The organism is Pontibacter toksunensis (assembly GCF_042686245.1).
Taxonomy (GTDB): Bacteria; Bacteroidota; Bacteroidia; order Cytophagales; family Hymenobacteraceae; genus Pontibacter; species Pontibacter toksunensis.
In genome coordinates this window covers 221,532-240,429 of the sequence record NZ_JBHUOX010000001.1, presented here as the reverse complement: position 1 = coordinate 240,429, position 18,898 = coordinate 221,532, and the positions used below count along the sequence as shown (strand labels likewise).

13 protein-coding genes and 1 tRNA gene are annotated in these 18,898 nt (G+C 47.3%); 5 read left to right on the top strand and 9 right to left on the bottom strand.

Features of this window, described 5'->3' with window-relative positions; all coding sequences use genetic code 11:
- Positions 1-11: 11 nt before the first annotated feature.
- The 7 genes from ACFS7Z_RS01055 to ACFS7Z_RS01025 form a co-directional block, all read right to left on the bottom strand.
- Positions 12-1,061, bottom strand: a complete 1,050-nt coding sequence (locus tag ACFS7Z_RS01055) for a peptidoglycan DD-metalloendopeptidase family protein (RefSeq protein WP_377479542.1) — start codon at positions 1,059-1,061, stop codon at positions 12-14.
- A 134-nt stretch (positions 1,062-1,195) separates the two neighbouring features.
- Positions 1,196-2,134 (bottom strand): thioredoxin-disulfide reductase, encoded by a 939-nt coding sequence (gene trxB, locus ACFS7Z_RS01050; RefSeq protein WP_377479539.1) that lies wholly within the window; start codon positions 2,132-2,134, stop codon positions 1,196-1,198.
- Positions 2,135-2,284: 150 nt separating this feature from the next.
- The gene (locus ACFS7Z_RS01045; RefSeq protein ID WP_115565947.1) at positions 2,285-3,148 is read right to left on the bottom strand and encodes a sigma-70 family RNA polymerase sigma factor; all 864 of its coding nucleotides are present in this window, start codon (positions 3,146-3,148) and stop codon (positions 2,285-2,287) included.
- Between the two features lie 192 nt (positions 3,149-3,340).
- Positions 3,341-5,482, bottom strand: a complete 2,142-nt coding sequence (gene pnp, locus ACFS7Z_RS01040) for a polyribonucleotide nucleotidyltransferase (protein WP_377480636.1) — start codon at positions 5,480-5,482, stop codon at positions 3,341-3,343.
- Positions 5,483-5,617: 135 nt separating this feature from the next.
- Entirely contained in the window at positions 5,618-5,893 is a 276-nt protein-coding gene (rpsO, locus tag ACFS7Z_RS01035) for a 30S ribosomal protein S15 (protein WP_377479536.1), read from the bottom strand.
- A 111-nt stretch (positions 5,894-6,004) separates the two neighbouring features.
- Positions 6,005-7,420 (bottom strand): LptF/LptG family permease, encoded by a 1,416-nt coding sequence (locus ACFS7Z_RS01030; RefSeq protein WP_377479533.1) that lies wholly within the window; start codon positions 7,418-7,420, stop codon positions 6,005-6,007.
- Positions 7,421-7,521: 101 nt separating this feature from the next.
- A complete protein-coding gene (locus ACFS7Z_RS01025; RefSeq protein WP_377479530.1) occupies positions 7,522-7,926 on the bottom strand; it encodes an START-like domain-containing protein in 405 nt (134 codons plus the stop codon).
- 135 nt (positions 7,927-8,061) lie between these two features.
- On the opposite strand from ACFS7Z_RS01025, the gene ACFS7Z_RS01020 reads away from it, so the two are divergent.
- From ACFS7Z_RS01020 to treZ, 3 genes are all read left to right on the top strand, one after another.
- Positions 8,062-8,135 (top strand) — tRNA-Met (locus tag ACFS7Z_RS01020).
- A gap of 290 nt (positions 8,136-8,425) precedes the next feature.
- On the top strand, positions 8,426-10,033 hold the full coding sequence (locus ACFS7Z_RS01015) for an alpha-amylase family glycosyl hydrolase (RefSeq protein WP_377479527.1): 1,608 nt from the start codon (positions 8,426-8,428) through the stop codon (positions 10,031-10,033).
- A 76-nt stretch (positions 10,034-10,109) separates the two neighbouring features.
- Positions 10,110-11,954: a malto-oligosyltrehalose trehalohydrolase gene (treZ, locus tag ACFS7Z_RS01010; RefSeq protein ID WP_377479525.1), complete on the top strand. Its 1,845-nt coding sequence runs from the start codon at positions 10,110-10,112 to the stop codon at positions 11,952-11,954.
- Positions 11,955-12,023: 69 nt separating this feature from the next.
- Here the strand turns inward: treZ and abc-f are convergent, their stop codons facing one another.
- Positions 12,024-13,952 carry a ribosomal protection-like ABC-F family protein gene (gene abc-f, locus ACFS7Z_RS01005; protein ID WP_377479522.1) on the bottom strand — a complete coding sequence of 643 codons (1,929 nt, stop codon included), beginning with the start codon at positions 13,950-13,952 and terminating at the stop codon, positions 12,024-12,026.
- Between the two features lie 398 nt (positions 13,953-14,350).
- Here abc-f and ACFS7Z_RS01000 point away from each other — a divergent pair, with 398 nt between their 5' ends.
- Positions 14,351-14,902 carry a 2'-5' RNA ligase family protein gene (locus ACFS7Z_RS01000; RefSeq protein ID WP_377479520.1) on the top strand — a complete coding sequence of 184 codons (552 nt, stop codon included), beginning with the start codon at positions 14,351-14,353 and terminating at the stop codon, positions 14,900-14,902.
- Positions 14,903-15,519: 617 nt separating this feature from the next.
- A complete protein-coding gene (locus ACFS7Z_RS00995) occupies positions 15,520-17,727 on the top strand; it encodes a catalase (RefSeq protein ID WP_377479518.1) in 2,208 nt (735 codons plus the stop codon).
- 155 nt (positions 17,728-17,882) lie between these two features.
- Here ACFS7Z_RS00995 and ACFS7Z_RS00990 read toward each other — a convergent pair whose 3' ends face one another.
- Positions 17,883-18,854 carry a deoxyhypusine synthase family protein gene (locus ACFS7Z_RS00990; RefSeq protein WP_377479515.1) on the bottom strand — a complete coding sequence of 324 codons (972 nt, stop codon included), beginning with the start codon at positions 18,852-18,854 and terminating at the stop codon, positions 17,883-17,885.
- Between the last annotated feature and the right edge of the window lie 44 nt (positions 18,855-18,898).

Sequence of the window (18,898 nt, the reverse complement as noted above, 5' to 3'; positions counted from 1 at the left end):
TTAGCTACTTGTTAACGGATACGCAACGATTTTCCGACGCGTAAGGTGGAGCGGGCACTTATGCCGTTCAGCTTTGTCAGTTGGCTTACCGAGATGCCGTACCTCCTGGCAATACCGGAAAGAGTATCACCACTACGCACTTTGTGATAAGCCACCCGCCGCCCGGCACTGGTACTTCCGGATTTGGCCTTGTTATAATAGTTGAATACTGCAGAGGTAATCTGGTAATTCTCTCCCTTCAGCAGGTAATCGGGGAAATCATAGATGTTTTCCGGGTCCAGGGGGTTTCCCTGGTAACGCACTTCGTAGTGAAGGTGCGGACCTGAGGAACGACCCGTGCTACCACCCAGACCAAGCAATTCGCCTGCTTTTACGTACTGTCCCGGCTGCGCAATAGCTTTGCTCATGTGCCCGTATAAAGTCTCCAGGCCGTTGTAGTGCCGCACAACAATATAATTGCCATAGCCGCCACCGTCCCACTTATTTATGCGCACAACACCGTCAAAGGCCGCAAAAATAGTATCACCAGTATTCAGGTCTATGTCAGTGCCGTAATGCCAGCGTCCGCCCCTGCTGCCGAAATGGCTCGTGATTGGGGTTTTCTCAAGCGGCATGTTGTACTTGCGGTTGGCAGCCATGTCATAGAGTTTGATATCTATAGTGTCTTTCAACTGCCGGCTGTCCATCTTGTATGGGTTTAGGTTGCGGGTGTCCCATATGGCATAATAGCTGGCAATCTTAATCCAGCTGGAGTCAACAAGTACCTCTTCTGACATCTCCACAATGTGCTGCTCCCCCATGTTAAGTTCAGAGGTGTCTTCACTAACGATGGAGAGCTGTTTTTTCGGATTAAAGTATATGGACGCATCCGCATCAGAACCCTCATCCGGAAAATCCTCATACTTGATCAGGATTGTTGTATCGGGGCGCACGTACTCTATCTTAGGTGTCTTGACCTTGAACAGGTCTTTCACCTTGCCCTGTGCCATGGCTCCCCCGGCATACCATAGCATGCAGAGAAAGATCAGTACAATTGAAAAAGGTGCTTTAAACTTAAACATTCTGTATACAAATTGGCTGTGCTACTCTAAAAGTAACGCATACTGATTATAAACTTAAGCACAGCCGTTTTATTGTGACTCATCCCCTCCTATGCCTGAAAGCACAGCGTTAAGGATGCTCTATGGCATCAAAATTAATGTATGGCCTGAGCGGCCAGGTAGCGCTCTGCATCCAGAGCGGCCATACAGCCTGAACCAGCTGCCGTTACAGCCTGCCTGTAAGTAAAGTCCTGTACATCGCCGCAGGCAAAAACGCCATCCACATTCGTCTTGGTAGTACCAGGAATCGTTCGGATATACCCGTTTTCGTCCAGGTTCAGGTAATCAGCAAAGATGTCGGAGTTGGGCTTGTGCCCGATGGCAACAAAGAAACCCGCTACTGGAATCTCTCTTGTCTCATCGGTCAGCGTATTTTTCACACGTACTGCCTCCACGGTATGCTTGCCCAGGATCTCATCTGTGATGGAGTTCCATAGTATCTCAATGTTTTTAGTGTTCTTCACGCGCTCCTGCATAATGGTAGAGGCACGCATTTCATCGCGTCGCACAATCATGTACACCTTTTTGCACAGGTTAGCCAGGTATGTTGCCTCTTCCGCTGCCGTATCGCCGGCTCCGATGATGGCCACATCCTGTCCCCGGTAAAAGAATCCATCACAAACTGCGCAGGCAGAAACGCCGCTTCCATTCAACCTTGCCTCCGACTCCAGGCCCAGCCATTTGGCAGAAGCTCCTGTTGAGATGATGACTGTGTGCGCCTCGATAACCTTCTGGTCATCGAATGTGACTTTATGCGGCTTAGAGGAAAAATCTACGGCTGTGGCAATGCCATAGCGCACATCTGTACCGAACCGCTCGGCCTGTGTTTTAAAGTCTTCCATCATCTGCGGTCCGTTAATTCCCTGAGGGTAACCCGGATAATTCTCAACGTCGTTGGTGATGGTAAGCTGCCCTCCTGGCTGAAGGCCTTGGTATAAAACGGGATTAAGACCGGCTCTGGAAGCATAGATGGCAGCAGTATAACCTGCGGGACCAGAACCGATTATCAAACATTTTACTTTTTCTATTTCCATTACTAATGTGTTTCGAAAGAAATTAGGATGCAAACATACGAAATTTCTGTGCCTCTGCCTGCATGCAACCCTGATTTTGCCTATGCAAACCGGTATAAAAAAAGCCCCGGCTGTTAGGCCAGGGCTATATCTTTTTATGTGAAGGAGCCTTTAGCCTAAGTAAGGCTTCAGGGCTTTGCTTCTGGATGTATGGCGAAGCCTTCTGATTGCCTTCTCTTTTATCTGGCGTACACGCTCGCGTGTCAAGTTAAACTTCTCGCCGATTTCCTCCAATGTCAGTGAATGCTCTCCATTCAAGCCGAAGTAAAGGGAAATAACGTCCGCTTCACGTTTTGTCAAGGTAGAAAGGGCACGCTGTACTTCTTTGCGCAGCGAGTCGTTCATCAGGCCCATGTCCGGAGACTCTTCGTCTTCGTTTTCCAGTACGTCCAGCAGGCGGTTTTCCTCTCCCTGCACAAATGGCGCATCTACAGACACGTGGCGGCCGGAAATCTTTAGGGTATCCACTACCTCAGCAGTTGTCAATTCAAGTACCTCGGCAATTTCTTCAGGCGACGGCTCACGCTCGAACTTCTGCTCAAGCTCTGAGAAAGACTTTGAAATCTTGTTTAGCGAACCAACACGGTTCAGCGGAAGGCGAACAATACGCGACTGCTCTGCCAAAGCCTGCAGAATGGACTGACGGATCCACCAAACAGCATATGAGATAAATTTGAAACCTCTTGTTTCGTCGAAACGCTTGGCTGCTTTTATCAGACCTAAGTTTCCTTCGTTGATAAGGTCACCCAGGGAAAGCCCCTGATTCTGATACTGCTTTGCCACCGAAACGACAAATCTTAAATTGGCTTTTGTTAATTTCTCAAGTGCAAACTGATCTCCCTCTCTGATTCTCTGAGCCAGCGAAACCTCTTCGTCCGGTGTAAGCAAATCTACTTTACCAATCTCCTGCAGGTACTTGTCAAGGGACTGGCTTTCGCGGTTCGTAATCTGTTTGCTTATCTTGAGTTGTCTCATCAGAGTAAATAGTTATTGCAAAAAATGTGAAAATTTAAATTTTAGTTCGGTGTCTGAACACTATAAGATCGCGCAAAGTTCTGTCATCTTACAAATAAATTTAGATGTGAGGCTTTGGTGACGAAAGAAACTCTTGGCACCATGTACTTAACCAAAGTGAGGCACCAAGAGTTCTTTTATGTGATAATATTACTATTGATTTTGTTCAGGAGCACCTGGTTTAGGTAGGATAGCCTTGCGCGACAACTTAAATTTGCCCGTCTTCTTATCCACATCGATCAGTTTCACTTTCAATTCTTCGCCAATTTCAAGCACACCTTCCATTGTCTCGAGGCGCTCGTGCTTGATCTCAGAAATATGGAGCAAACCATCTTTACCGGCCATAAACTCTACAAAAGCACCATACGGCTGAATCGATTTTACTTTACCGATATAGGTATCACCAATCTCAGGCTGGGCTACAATGGCTTTAATCCTAGAAATTGCACTGTTCATGGCTTCCTCGTCAGTAGCGAAGATATTCACGTGCCCTTTCTCGTTCTTCTCTTCAATGATAACGGTGGCACCTGTGTCTTTCTGAATCTGCTGAATCACTTTACCACCTGGTCCGATAACGGCCCCGATAAATTCCTTATCAATGACAATGTTGTAAGAACGCGGTGTATGCGGCTTATAGTCTGCGTTAGGGGCAGCAAGCGTTTTGTCCATCTCACCCAGGATATGGGCACGACCTGCTTTTGCCTGAGCAAGTGCCTGGCCCAGCACCTCGTAAGACAAGCCCTGTACTTTGATGTCCATCTGGCAGGCAGTGATACCATTCCGGGTACCAGCCACTTTAAAGTCCATGTCACCTAAGTGGTCTTCATCGCCCAGTATATCAGACAGAACGGCAAACTTACCAGTCTTCTCGTCTGTTATAAGCCCCATTGCAATACCGGAAACGCCACCTTTTACAGGTATGCCGGCATCCATCAGCGCTAATGAACCTGCACAAACCGTAGCCATAGAAGAAGAACCGTTCGACTCAAGGATATCAGAAACAATACGAATTGTGTACGGATTCTGGTCTTCCGGCGGAAGCACTTTCTTCAGGGCACGCAACGCTAGGTTACCGTGACCTACCTCCCGTCGGCCAGGGCCTCTGTTTGGTTTTACCTCGCCGGTAGAGTATGCCGGGAAGTTGTAGTGGAGCAAAAACTTATTTGTGCCGGATACCATGGCGCTGTCAATCAGCTGCTCGTCCATTTTGGTACCCAGTGTTACAGTTGTCAAAGATTGGGTTTCGCCCCGGGTAAAGATTGCGGAACCGTGTGTAGCTGGCAGGTAGTTTACTTCTGACCAGATAGAGCGAATTTCATCTAACTGACGGCCATCCAGACGAACACGCTCGTTTAGTACCATGTTACGGACAGCGTCTTTTTCTGTATCGTGGAAATAAGTTTTGATCAGCCCCATGTCGTAGGTATGATCCTCCGGCAGGGAAGAAACAAATTCTTCCAGAACTGCAGCGAAACCTTCTTTACGCTCAGATTTCGACCCACCTCTTCGGGCAACTTCATAAGCTTTCTGATAGGTAGCCTCGTATACACGCTGACGTAACTCTTCGTCATGTGTCTCGTGCGAGTACTCGCGCTTCACGGTTTTGCCAACCATTTCGGTCAGCTCCCTCTGCGCCTGGCACTGCACTTTAATAGCTTCGTGCGCAAATTTTATTGCCTCCAGCATTTCCGCCTCAGACACTTCGCTCATTTCTCCCTCTACCATGGCCACGCTGTCGAAAGAGGCACCAACCATCAGGTCAATGTCAGCACGCTGTAGCTGTGTTACGGTCGGGTTGATTACCAACTGGCCATCTACACGGGCAACACGCACCTCAGAGATAGGTCCGTTGAACGGGATGTCAGACACTGCCAAGGCAGCAGAAGCAGCAAGCGCGGCAAGTGCATCCGGCATAATCTCTTTATCAGCAGAGATTAGGTTTATTGATACCTGAGTTTCAGAATGATAATCAGACGGGAAAATAGGACGAAGTATACGATCTACCAGGCGGGACACGAGAATCTCATAGTCAGACAGCCTGGCTTCTCTTTTAAGGAAACCGCCAGGTATTTTGCCGGATGAGGCAAATTTCTCCTGATAGTCTACTGAAAGAGGCAAAAAGTCAACCCCTTCACGGGCATCTTTGTTAGAAACAACAGCTGCAAGCAGCATAGTGTTTCCCATTCTCACTACTACAGATCCATCGGCCTGCTTGGCCAGCTTTCCTGTTTCAATTGTTATCTCCCGGCCATCCGGAAGTAAAATAGTTTTGGTTATCGCGTTGTAAGGCATCATCATTGTATCTTTTACATCAAAAAGACAGGGCTACCCATTGTGGCCACTGCCGGTACTTGCAATTGAGGAAGGAAGGGGGTGCTATAAAAAAGATTAGGGAATTCCTGTAGAAGAAATTCCCTAACGCTCGAAAGCTTACTTACGGATACCTAGTTCCGCAATGATTGCTCTATATCTTTCAATGTCGTTTTTCTGCAGGTAGTTCAGAAGTCTTCTTCTTTTACCTACCAGCTTCAAAAGGCCCAAGCGCGTGCTGAAATCCTTCTTGTGAACTTTCAGGTGCTCTGTCAGATCTGCGATGCGTGTGGTGAACAGCGCAATCTGCGACTCAGCAGAACCTGTATCAGTCTTAGACTTGCTAAGGCCATGCTTTTCGAAAATGTCTTGTTTCGCTTCAGTGGTTAATCTCATTGCGTAATTATATCAATCTGTTTTTTCTTGCAAAGACTACTATACAAGCCACAAAGGTATATAATTTAGATTTACAAAAAAACTTTTGCAGCAAATTATATATCAAACCAGCTATAGTTTATTGCGCCGGATGCGGGCCATCAGTTTGCGCCAGAAGTCTACCTCCAGCAGGCTGGAGTCGTTACGGGCCTGGTAAAGAAAGAACAAACCGATGGGCAGCAGTATGAGGTTACCCGCCCACAAACCTGCCCCTACCGATACCAACCCCTCACGCGCCCACTTCTCTCCTAGTATGGCCATCACGTACATCAGGATAAAGAAGATGATCGAAATGAGCACCGGCACACCAAGCCCGCCTTTCTTGATAATGGCCCCTAAGGGTGCCCCAATAAGGAACATAATAAGTATGGCCGTTGACTGGGTGTACTTTTTCCAGATCTCAATTTCATAGTTGTTCGCCTCGCGCACGGTGTTCTTTATGCGCTCCAGGTAGCTGCTGGTAAAGCTCTTCACATTGCGGGCCTTGTTAGTAGCCAGGCTCAGAACACTCTCTGACGGTTCGGCCAGCTTCCGGTCAACGGACTTGCCGAGTAAACGGAACCCGTTTTTCACCTGCCCTGTGTCTGCCTTGAAATAGGAATAGAAAGGGTCAACGCTCGGGGCATAGAAGGTAACCTCCCGTTTACTGTGCCTGCGCAAAGAGTCTGTGACAACGGTGAGCTGATCGATGTTCTTCATCATCTTGTTGTCAGAAAACAGCTCCTCGCGGGTACGGTCCAGGTTAAAGGATGCCATACTCAGAATAATCTTGCTGATATCGAATTGCTGCCGCACAAACTGGTCATTCGAAGTGCTACTAAAGGAGGCATTGCCCTGCGCCACATACGTGTTCCCCCTGTACAGCTCCAGCACAAGGTAGTTATCGTTTTGTGCCATGTACATCTCACCGGAGTCTGCTAAGATAACTGTGGTGTTGGAGCCGCCCTTGGAGTGGTCGTATATCATGACGTCGCCCAACGTCTGCCCGTCGTTCATCTTTTTGTTTACCTTGATGCTGTAGCCGGGAATGCCGTTGTAGAAGGCCCCTTCCTTAAAGTTCATGGCAGGCTTTTTCTGGCGTATATCCCACAGCAGGCTGTATGCTTTTAAATTTGCCTTTGGCACAATAAGATTATTGAAAAAGAAAGCGCCGATGGTGATAAGGGAAACAACGATAAAAACCGGGCGAAGCACTCTGACAAGCGTAATACCGGAAGTTTTAATAGCAGTTAACTCATGGTGCTCGCCCAGTGTTCCAAAGGTCATCAGCGACGACAGCAGTACCGCGAGTGGCAGGGCCACCGGGGCCATGTTAATGCTAAAGTAGAAAAGGAGCTCCCCGAACACCTCCGCACCGAGGTCTTTGCCAACAAGTTCGTCGAGGTACTTGAGCATGTACTGTGTGAGCAGAATAAACTCCACCACAGCAAAGGTTAATATAAAAGGACCGAAAAAGGCCTTTAAAATAAGCTTATCTAATTTTTTCATGAGCAACAACAAAGGACAAAATGGCTGGCGCCACAAAGCCCGGGCCTTCTGAAAGGCTCTCAAATATCATGCAAAGATAAGCAGATGCAATGGTAAACCTGCTAGCCCCCTATTAATTCCCGGAGATTTTGCATCAGGTTATCCCACAATTCCTCCAGTTCCTCTGTGTCGTCTTCGTCAGAATAATCTGTTACTTTTAGAAACTGCTCTTGTGTAAGTTCACTTGACTCTATAGAGAAATCGACATATGATGGATCAGCCATGTGCATTTTCTTCTCATTCAAAAAAAGAAACCGAATGGAACGGTTGGTGCGGTATCCGGTTAATTCTGCATAATGGTTTACGCCATCCCAATAAAAGTTGTAGACTTTGTCATGATCCACGGTCACATCATCACAAAACCACTGTGATAGGCCACCAGGTGTAGATAGATAAGGATAAATAAGCTTTGCTGAAGCATTGATCGGGTACTCGCGAACAAATTTAGTCTTCGTAGCTTTCGTCATAGTAATTCATATAAGTAACTGAGTAAGTATAAGATTTATTTCCCAATCTACGTATATCTTAAAAATAAAATATTTTTTTTTCAAAAGGCAACTTGCTTAATTAAGAAACAATGCCCTATATTTGCACCACAATTCGGCGGGGTAGCTCAGATGGTTAGAGCGCAGGATTCATAACCCTGAGGTCGGCAGTTCGATTCTGCTCCCCGCTACAAAAAGAAAAGCCGCACTACCTTTTGGTAATGCGGCTTTTCTTTTAAAAAAAGGAGAGAGCAATTCCCTGCCCTTTCATCTCCTTTTCGTAACTATCCCTCTACTTCCTCTCTTCTATATTACGAAGCATCTTTAAAGGTTGTCCTAAAGATAAAGCAGCGCTCAGCAGATGACTTTTACCACTGCACGTGTGGCAAATCGCGCGTGCCCAATATCCCCTTCCGCTTTGTTCCGTACAAACAATCCTAAATCCAGGAGACTTCAACTCTAACACATAAAAACAAGAACTATGGCGAACCAGCAGGAACAAGATCATTTATGGTGGCACGAGGGAATTATTTACCAGATATACCCACGCTCTTTTCAGGACAGCGACGGCGATGGGGTGGGTGACCTGAAGGGTATTATCAGCAGGTTGGATTACCTGAAGTGGTTGGGCATCACCGCTATCTGGGTCTCTCCAATCTATCCCTCTCCCATGGCTGATTTTGGGTATGATATATCGGATTACTGTGCCATCCACCCCTTGTTTGGCGACATGGATGACTTTGATGAACTACTGCGGCAGGTACATGAACGCGACATGAAACTTATCCTGGACCTGGTGCCGAACCATACCTCCAACCAGCACCCCTGGTTCCAGGAGTCAAAGTCCTCGCGCGACAACCCGAAGCGGGACTGGTACCTCTGGGAAGATCCGGCAGAGGACGGCAGCGAGCCAAACAACTGGCTGAGCGTATTCGGCGGAAGCGGCTGGGAATGGGATGAACACACACAGCAGTACTATTACCATGCCTTCCTGAAAGAGCAGCCAGACCTGAACTGGCGAAACCCGGAGGTGCAGCAGGCTATGTTCAATGTCATGCGTTTCTGGCTCAATAAGGGTGTGGACGGCTTCAGGGTAGATGTGATGTGGCACATGGTAAAAGACAAAGAACTGCGGGATAACCCACCAAATCCGGATTACCAGGAGCACATGTCAACTTATGAGAAGGTTGTTCCTGTTTATTCTACAGACCAACCGGAGGTGCATGAAATTGTAGCTAAAATGCGGGAGGTCACAAACTCCTACGATGCGCGCCTGATCATAGGGGAGATTTATCTGCCCATTCACCGCCTTGTGACGTACTATGGCCCAAATAACAGCGGCGTTCACCTTCCCTTCAACTTTATGCTTGTGAATGCTGACTGGAATGCTAAAAAACTGTCCCTCAAAATAGCTGAGTATGAGGCTGCCATACCGAAAGGAGGCTGGCCGAATTGGGTGATTGGCAACCATGACCAGCCCCGGATTACCAGCCGCGTGGGCTATTCACAGGCAAAAGTGGCCGGTATGCTGCTGCTTACGCTGCGCGGCACTCCCACCATGTATTACGGAGACGAGTTGGGTATGCGCGATGTGCCTATTCCTCCAGACGAGGTGCAGGACCCGCAGGGTTTGAACATGCCGGACAAGGATTTGAGCCGGGACCCCGAGCGCACACCCATGCAGTGGGACAGCAGTGAGAACGCAGGTTTCACCGATGGCAAGCCATGGCTGCGCCTCCCTGATAACTTCCGAAGGGTAAACGTAGAGGCGCAGCGCGAGGATGACTACTCAATGCTTACTTTTTACCGCAACCTGATCAGGCTGCGCCAGAAGGAACCTGCGCTACACATCGGTGATTATGCTCCTGTTATTTCCGGTGGGTCTCTGCTCTCCTATATCCGCAAGCACGAGGGCAGGCAGTTTCTGATCATACTAAACTTAAGCCACAAGCCCTGCCATTTCCGTTCAGAGCACCATACCTATAAAGGCCGAATTGTGTTAGCCACTGATCCGGAGCGCGAAGGCAAGTCTATAGAGAAAGATGTCAGTGTATCCGGAGATGAGGGACTGGTAGTGCAATTAGACTAGAGCGTCACTTTCACTAACTTTAGTCGCTGAAGATGAGTAGAAGCTGTTTTGTTACACAATTTACAGTCAATAAAGGATGAAAACAGTAGGCTCTGAATATATAGGGAATGGCCGGTGCCGGTTTACGGTGTGGGCTCCGGGAAAAAAGAAGATGATGCTGCGCCTCGTGCACCCGGAGGAACAGGAAATAGAAATGGATTGCGCAGAGTGGGGTTACTTTAGTGCAGAAATAGAACCGGCATCGCCTGACATCCGCTACTACTATAAACCTGACGGTAAAAAAGAATATCCTGACCCTGCATCCCATTACCAACCGGAAGGGGTGCACGGTCCATCGGAAGTAGTAGACCATGGGGCTTATACCTGGCGCGATACCAGCTGGAAGAACCTCCCCTTTCAGGACCTGGTGCTTTACGAGTTGCACGTGGGCACCTTTACCCCGGAGGGTACTTTTGAAGCCATCATCCCACGCCTTGATGCTTTGAAGGAAACAGGAATCAATGCAATTGAACTCATGCCGGTGGCACAATTTCCGGGCAGCCGAAACTGGGGCTATGACGGCGTATTCCCTTATGCAGTACAAAACTCCTATGGCGGACCTAATGGCCTTAAGAAACTGGTGGATGCCTGCCACGCCAAAGGAATAGCTGTATACCTGGACGTGGTATACAACCACTTGGGGCCGGAAGGAAATTATTTCGAGGAGTATGGGCCATACTTCTCTGAAAAGTATAGTACCCCCTGGGGAAAAGCCATTAACTATGATGGTGCTCATTCTGACGGTGTCCGGGAGTATTTTGCAAATAACACGTTGTATTGGCTGGAGTACTACCACATAGACGGGCTTCGACTGGATGCCATTCATACTATTTTCGACCAGAGCGCTGTTTCTTTCTGGGAATTGCTGCAAAACAAGATACAGGCCCTAGCAGAGCAGATGGGCAGGTCTTTCTACCTCATTGCAGAAAGCGACCTGAATAACCCGCGTGTTGTGAAAAAAACAGAAGTGGGAGGCTTTGGGTTTGATGCGCAGTGGCTGGATGACTTTCACCACTCCCTTTATGTGCTGCTGGATAAAGATGGATTGCAGTTTTATGAAGACTTCGGTAAAATGGAGCAGTTCTCAAAAGCCCTAACTGATGGCTTCGTGCACAGTGGTGAGTATGTCAAATTCCGGAAAAAGAGTTTCGGGACTTCATCTGCTTCTGTTCCTGGTAATCATTTCATAGCCTTCGCGCAGAACCATGACCAAATCGGCAACCGACCGGAAGGCGATCGGCTGTCGGTGCTGGTAGATTTTGAGCGGTTGAAGTTAGCTGCTGCGGCAGTATTCCTGTCGCCTTACATTCCGATGCTCTTTATGGGCGAAGAATACGGAGAAGATAATCCATTCCTGTACTTTGTGAGCCACTCCGATAAAGATCTCATAAAGGCCGTGCAGAAAGGACGTAAAGAAGAGTTTGCTGATTATAAGTTCAGGGGGGCTCTCCCCGACCCGCAGGACGAGGATACATTCCAGCGGTCTAAGCTGGGTTGGGGAAAAAGAAAAGAAGGGAAGCACCAGAAGCTACTCAACTGGCACAAAGCCCTAATTCAGCTTCGGCGCTCAAATTCTGTACTTCAAAATTTCAATAAAGCGGATGTAGAAGCCCAGACGCTGGAGCAGGACGGTTTGGTACTCATGCGCCAGAACCATAACCACACTGAAAGTTTGATCTGCCTCTTCAACTTGTCTGAAAATGAAATCAGCTATACTTTACCGAACACCAGAACTCACTGGAGTAAAGTCCTGAACTCAAAAGAGAGGCAGTGGCTACAGGAGCAGGGAAACATGGAATTTTCAGCAGCTGAGCAGCTGGCTAAGGGGGAAATGTTAACCTTACCCCCTTGGAGTGTGCTGGTTTATCAAACCCGGCTTTAACAGCAAAGGCCCCTGAAGTGTCAGGGGCCTTTGCTGTTTTACTCTATTAAAACTAAAATAGGTTTTCTCTTAGTTTGCAATCCTGGCTTCTAGTCCTTCAATCTCAAGCATCAGTTCTTCCCACTTCTCCTGCACGGTATCCAACTTCTTCTGTACAGCCTCGAACTTCTGAGTTACCTCCTGTAGCAGGTCAATATTGCCGAAGACTTTTGGATCAGCCAGCTGCTTCTCATAGTCCTGCTTCTCCTTTTCCAGATTCTGTACTTCTTTCTCAACGTCACTCAGCTGCTTGTTCACCTGCTTTAACTGGTTTGTGAGCAGCGAGAAATCGCTTTTTTCTTTTGGCTGCTTTTCCTGCTGCTTTGGCTCCGGGCTAGTTGCCTCCACCTTCTTTTGCTCCTTCTCTCTTTTCTCCTGCCAGGCTTCATACTCGTGATATGTACCCGGGTAAGTCTTCAGTTCATAGTCTTCGATGTACCAGATTTTAGTAGCCACATTCTCCACAAAGAAACGGTCGTGCGAGATGATGACGAAAGTACCTTCATATTGCTCAAGAGCCTGTATCAGGATGTTCACCGACTGCATGTCCAGGTGGTTGGTCGGTTCATCGAGCATCAGGAAGTTAGCTTCTGAGATAAGTGTTTTGGCCAAAGCCACACGGCTCTTCTCCCCTCCCGACAGCACCTTGATTTTCTTGAACACCGTATCGCCGGTAAAGAGGAACGAGCCCAGCAAAGTACGCAGTTCTACCTCTGTTTTCTTAGAGCCCGCCTGCTGCATTTCCTGAAGAATCTCGTTTTCTACGTTCAGCGCCTCCAACTGGTGCTGGGCATAGAACGCCATGATGACATTATGGCCTAACTCCCGGTTGCCTTTTATAGGCTCTGTACCGGCAATAATGCGCAGCAGTGTGGACTTACCTTTACCGTTAGCCCCAATGAGCGCAATTTTATCTCCGCGCTCAATATGTGCATTCGTGTTTTTGAAGATAACCTTATCGCCAAAGCTCTTGCTCATGTGCTCCAAGCGAAAAATGTGGCGGCCCGGGTGCGTGTTAAATTTAAAGCTGAAGTTCACCTTTGCGGCATCGGGCGCCACATCGTCTATGCGGTCCATGCGCTCGAGTTGCTTCATGCGGCTTTGCGCCTGTTTGGCTTTGGATGCTTTGGCTTTGAAACGCTCAATAAAGCGCTCTGCCTGCCGTATTTGTGCCTGCTGGTTTTCAAAAGCGCCTTTCTGTATTTCATCGCGCAGCACTTTCTCCTCCATATAGAAGGAGTAGTTACCTGCATATACATTCAGCTTACTATTCGATACCTCCACCGTCAGGTTCGTGGTACGGTCCAGGAACTCCCGGTCGTGAGACACTATCACCACTGCCCCCTCGTATCGCTCCAGGTAAGACTCCAACCATTTAATGGAGGGAAGGTCGAGGTGGTTGGTTGGCTCATCCAGCAACAGCAGCGAGGGTTTCTGCAACAGGATTTTGGCCAGCATTACGCGCATGCGCCAGCCACCTGAAAAGGTAGCCAGTGGTTGCTGCAGTTCTGCCGTGCTGAAGCCAAGGCCTTCCAGAATAGCTTCTGCACTGGCCTGCATGGTATACCCGCCAAGCGCCTCAAAACGCTCCTGAAGGTGTGCCAACTTGTCTACCAGATTGTCATGAAAATTATTCTCAAACTCCACCAACACCTTGTCTATCTCCTGCTGCAGGCTTAAAGCCTCCTCAAAAGCATGCATGGCCACAGACAGAATGCTCTCATGCGTTTCATAGCTCAGCAGGTCCTGGTTCAGAAAGCCGATAGATGTTTCCTTACTCATCTGTATGCTGCCACTATCAGGGGTATACTCCCCTACAATAATGCGCAGCAGTGTAGATTTTCCTGTACCGTTTAGTCCGATAAGGCCTATTTTGTCTTTGGGTTTTATATGCAGGTTGGCATCCTCATATAAGGGGCGGCTGCCAAAGTGGAAACTGAGATTGTTGATCGAAACCATGTTATAATTTATACTGAAGAACAAAGGTACTCAATTTTGTGCGTCTCTTAAAAACACAGCAGTGCCTCTGAAGGTGCAATAATTTTCATTTTGTAAAATAACAGCTCGTGTTGAGGTACAAAACAGAAGTACCTTATCTTAAGTGTCCTATGATAAATGATTATTTCAACCCACTTCAGGACACCGTATAAAGCTGTTTTATTGAATACAATTATGAATAGATAAAGCCTGATACAAAAATTTACTTTATAAGTGTCAGAAGTATACTTTTTGCATGCGTGCATTATAATTCCGCCTTGTACATCTAAACAATAATAGTTCTGGTACGTTTCATATCTTTATGCTATAGCCTCAGCAATTTTGCTTATAGCTAATAAAGTACTAAAAGCTGTACCCTTATGATTGCGATTGCTTCGCTTTTAGACAACACCACTTCACAGCGCGTGTCTGATCTGACATCAAACCTCGAGGATAAATTTGGTTTAAGTGGGGTAAAGATAACACCTTACCCTCACCTGACGGCTCTCACAGCTGAGGTTCCGGATATGGACGAACTGAAGGAATACCTGGAACTGACCTGCCTGGAAACCCGGAAAATTACTGTACGAACAACAGGCCTAGGCGTTTTCCCGGGGAAGAACCCCGTCATCTTTATACCCGTACTTCGCACGCCACCGCTGAACGATCTGCACGGCCGCCTGCACCGGGACATTGCCGAGATGAGCACTGAAATGGGTGTTTATTATAACCCGAACTTGTGGCTTCCCCATATTTCGCTTGCGCTCGGCGATACAACACCTGAAATTCTTGGTCCGGTTCTGTCTTATTTATGCGATTTCAATTTTAACTGGGAAATAACGCTCGACAACCTTACCATTATGCAGAAATGCGGTGACTTTTTCCTGAAAGACGACGAATTCCGGTTCGGCAAAAGAGAATTGATTAGTTAATTACGCCCTCCTACAAGGTTTATTCTCTTGTTTCTTATAGGGAAAAACTATCGTAATTCCCGGCTATGTCATAAGCAACTACTTTTTGCTTACTCACTTTTTAGTCTTGTTTCCCTGGAACTGCCGCCTTCGAAGAGAACTATACACAAAACTTTTTCTTTGCTTCTCCACTATGAAAAAGTATAATTTACCAGCGGGTAAGTATCTTCCTAACAGTATGAGAAAAAATTTCAAGGAAGCCATACTGCTCATGCACTTCTCCTAAAAGAAAAGAACCCGCTTCTACCGTTTCTTCCTGAATTGAAACCTCTGACTACCCTAACGGAAATAGCAGACTTGCTTATCCCGGTTTGTGTAGATCATCATTAAAGAGGCTTTTCTACTTACACATCTCCTCGCCTGCTCCACATCCTGCATATAATGCTATTTTAATCTTGTTTTAATACTAATAGTATACTTAAATAACCAACGTTTTTCTCTTTATCCCCGTAACTTCTTCAAGAAATTGCTCCCACTATACCTATTTCTATCTGGTAGCATATTCCTGCTCCACCCTAAGTCGGATGCATCTTATATCAGCAAAACAGTTCATCTAAAAATTGACTACTACTATAAACATGAAAGAGCAAGAAGACAACGGGAATCAGAAGGAAAGCAAACCCCAGGTAAACGAAAACAGCAAAAACAAGCAGCTGGAGGATTTCAGAGAAGATCCAAAGGACCAGTACATGACAACCGACCAGGGCGTGCGGGTAAACCACACCGATGACTCACTGAGGGCGGGCTCGCGCGGGCCATTGATTATGGAAGACTTCCACTTCCGCGAAAAAATGACTCACCTCGACCACGAATCCATTCCGGAACGGGTGGTGCATGCAAGGGGATCTGGCGCACACGGTTATTTTCAGGCCTACGATGACTCCATGAAAGAATTTACCAAAGCCAGGTTCCTGACGGACCCGAGCACAAGAACACCTGTTTTTGTGCGCTTCTCCACAGTGGTTGGTTCCCGTGGGTCTGCAGACACGGTGCGCGACGTGAGGGGGTTTGCAACCAAATTTTACACAGAAGAAGGAAACTACGATCTGGTAGGAAACAATATACCGGTTTTCTTTATTCAGGATGCCAATAAATTTGCTGACTTAGTACACGCTATCAAGCCAGATCCGGATAATGAAATGCCGCAGGCATCTGCTGCACACGACACCTTCTGGGACTTTGCTTCCCTGATGCCGGAGATAAACCATATGATCATGTGGGTCCTTTCTGACCGCGCCATTCCAAGAAGCTTTAGAATGATGGACGGGTTTGGTGTGCATACTTTCCGATTCATCAATGAAGCAGGCAAAGCCCGTTTTGTGAAGTTCCACTGGAAGCCGACGCTGGGAGTACATTCCCTGGTGTGGGACGAAGCACAGAAGTTAGCGGGTAAAGACCCGGACTGGCTGCGCCGCGACCTGTGGGAAGCCATAGAAATGGGCGAATACCCTGAGTTTGAACTGAATGTTCAGATTGTGGAGGAAGAGGACGAATTTAAATTTGACTTTGACCTCTTAGACGCGACTAAAATCATACCTGAGGAACTGGTGCCATTGAGACCGATTGGGAAGATGGTACTGAACCGCAATCCGGACAACTTTTTCGCAGAGACGGAACAGGTGGCTTTTCACCCAGGCAACCTGGTGCCCGGCATTGATGTAACCAATGACCCGCTGCTACAAGGCCGCCTCTTCTCTTACATTGATACCCAACTGAACCGCTTTAATAGTTCGAATTTTGGTGAGGTGCCGATAAACCGCCCGGTGACTACTGTCCATAATCACCATGGTGCAGGCTTCATGCGCCAGACGATAAACAAGGGCAAAGTAAACTACTGGCCTAACACAATTGGCGGCGGTTGCCCGATGATGGCACCGGAAAACATGGGTGGCTATAAACACTATATGGAAAGAGTGGAGGGGCATAAAATCCGTGCCCGAAGCGAAAGCTTTAACGACCATTACAGCCAGGCAACAATGTTCTGGAACTCTATGTCTGAGCCGGAAAAGAAACACATTGTAAAAGCCGCCCACTTCGAACTCGGGAAGGTCGAATCGAAAGAAATACGACAGCGCATGCTGGGTCATTTTTCTAAAGTATCGATGGACTTCGCTAAAATGGTTGCGGAAGGAATAGGCGTAGAAGTGCCTAAAAACTTTGACCAAAAGTCGACGGGCAACTATGAGGCTAATGATGCAAGCAAAAAAATGAAGAACGGAAAGTCTGTGAAAGAGACGAAGTTCGTGAGCATCGAGAAAGACAAAATCAGAACGGCAAAGTCAAGAAAAGTAGCGATACTGCTCGAGGATGGCTACGACTACTGCGAAGTAATGCAGGTGAAGCAGGCGTTGAAGGATGCCGGTGCCAGTGCCAAAATTGTATCGAAGTTCCATGGTATGCGCAAATCCAGCACCGGTGAGGAGATAGAAACAGATAAGAGCCACATTACCACAGGCTCTATTATGTACGATGCGATTTACATTCCTGACGGTGAAAAGAGTATAGAAGCGCTGATGAAAGAAGGAGATGCTTTGCACTTCATAAATGAAGCATTTAAGCATTGTAAAGCCATCGCGACCTCCGGGAGTGGCATAGTACTTTTCAAGAAAGCAGAGGTCTTGGGCGTCAACTTCGCCGATAAAACATCGGGTAAGGTCATGTCAGACAAAGGCGTGGTTACTGCAGGTAACGATGCAGAGGCGAAAGAATTTGTGGTTCATTTTATAGAGGCTATTAAAGAACACCGCCACTGGGACCGAGAAGAAAAAATGATGGTACCTGCATAAACCTTAAGTTTATATAAAAAACAAAAGGCCTCTCATTATCTGGGAGGCCCTTTGTTTTAGCGACTATCAGATATATTCATAAAAAAAAGCACTAGCTCACCATGAGCCAGTGCTTTTATATCTATATCCTGCTTAAGAAAGCAGGAAGTTATTTATTACATATCCAGTACAATAGCGAAGACCAGAGGCGCTACAATCGTAGCATCCGACTCGATCATGTATTTTGGAGTTTCTTTACCTAACTTACCCCAGGTAATCTTCTCGTTAGGCACAGCCCCTGAGTAAGAACCATAGCTGGTGGTTGAGTCAGAAATCTGGGCGAAGTAGCCCCAAAGTGGAACACCTTCGCGCTGTAAATCCTGGTGCAACATCGGCACCACGCAAATCGGGAAGTCTCCAGCTATACCACCACCAATCTGGAAGAAACCAATAGTAGACTCTTCTTTGGCAGTTTGGGTATACCATTCAGCCAGCTCCATCATGTACTGAATACCCGTTTTCATGGTATGCACATTCTTGATGTCGCCGCTGATAACGTGTCCTGCATAAATGTTACCTAAGGTTGAATCTTCCCAACCCGGGCAAATTATCGGAAGGTTCTTCTTTGCTGCTTCTAGCATCCAGCTGTTCTTCGGGTCAATCTGGTAATACTGCTCCAATTCGCCGCTCAACAAGATCTGGTAGAAGAACTCGTGCGGAAAGTAAGCCTCGCCCGCCTTGTCTGCATTTTCCCAGTACTTCAGCACCACATGCTCCAATCGACGCATGGCTTCTTCTTCCGGGATACAGGTATCAGTTACACGGTTCAGGTGGCGGCTTAACAGCTCCTCTTCATCGGCAGCAGAAAGCTCACGGTAATGCGGTACGCGTTCATAAAAATCGTGTGCCACCAGGTTGAAGATATCCTCTTCCAGGTTAGCTCCTGTACAGGAGATTGCATGTATCTTGTCCTGGCGAATCATTTCTGCCAGTATGATACCCAATTCCGCTGTAGACATAGCACCTGCCAATGTCACCAGCATTTTACCACCATTGTTGAGGTGTGTTTTGTAACCTTCGGCAGCATCAATCAAAGAGGCTGCGTTAAAATGCTTGTAGTGTTTCTTTAAAAAATCTGTTACCTGCATAGTTTATTGATTTGTTCCAAACGCTGCTCTATCTGGCAGCATGG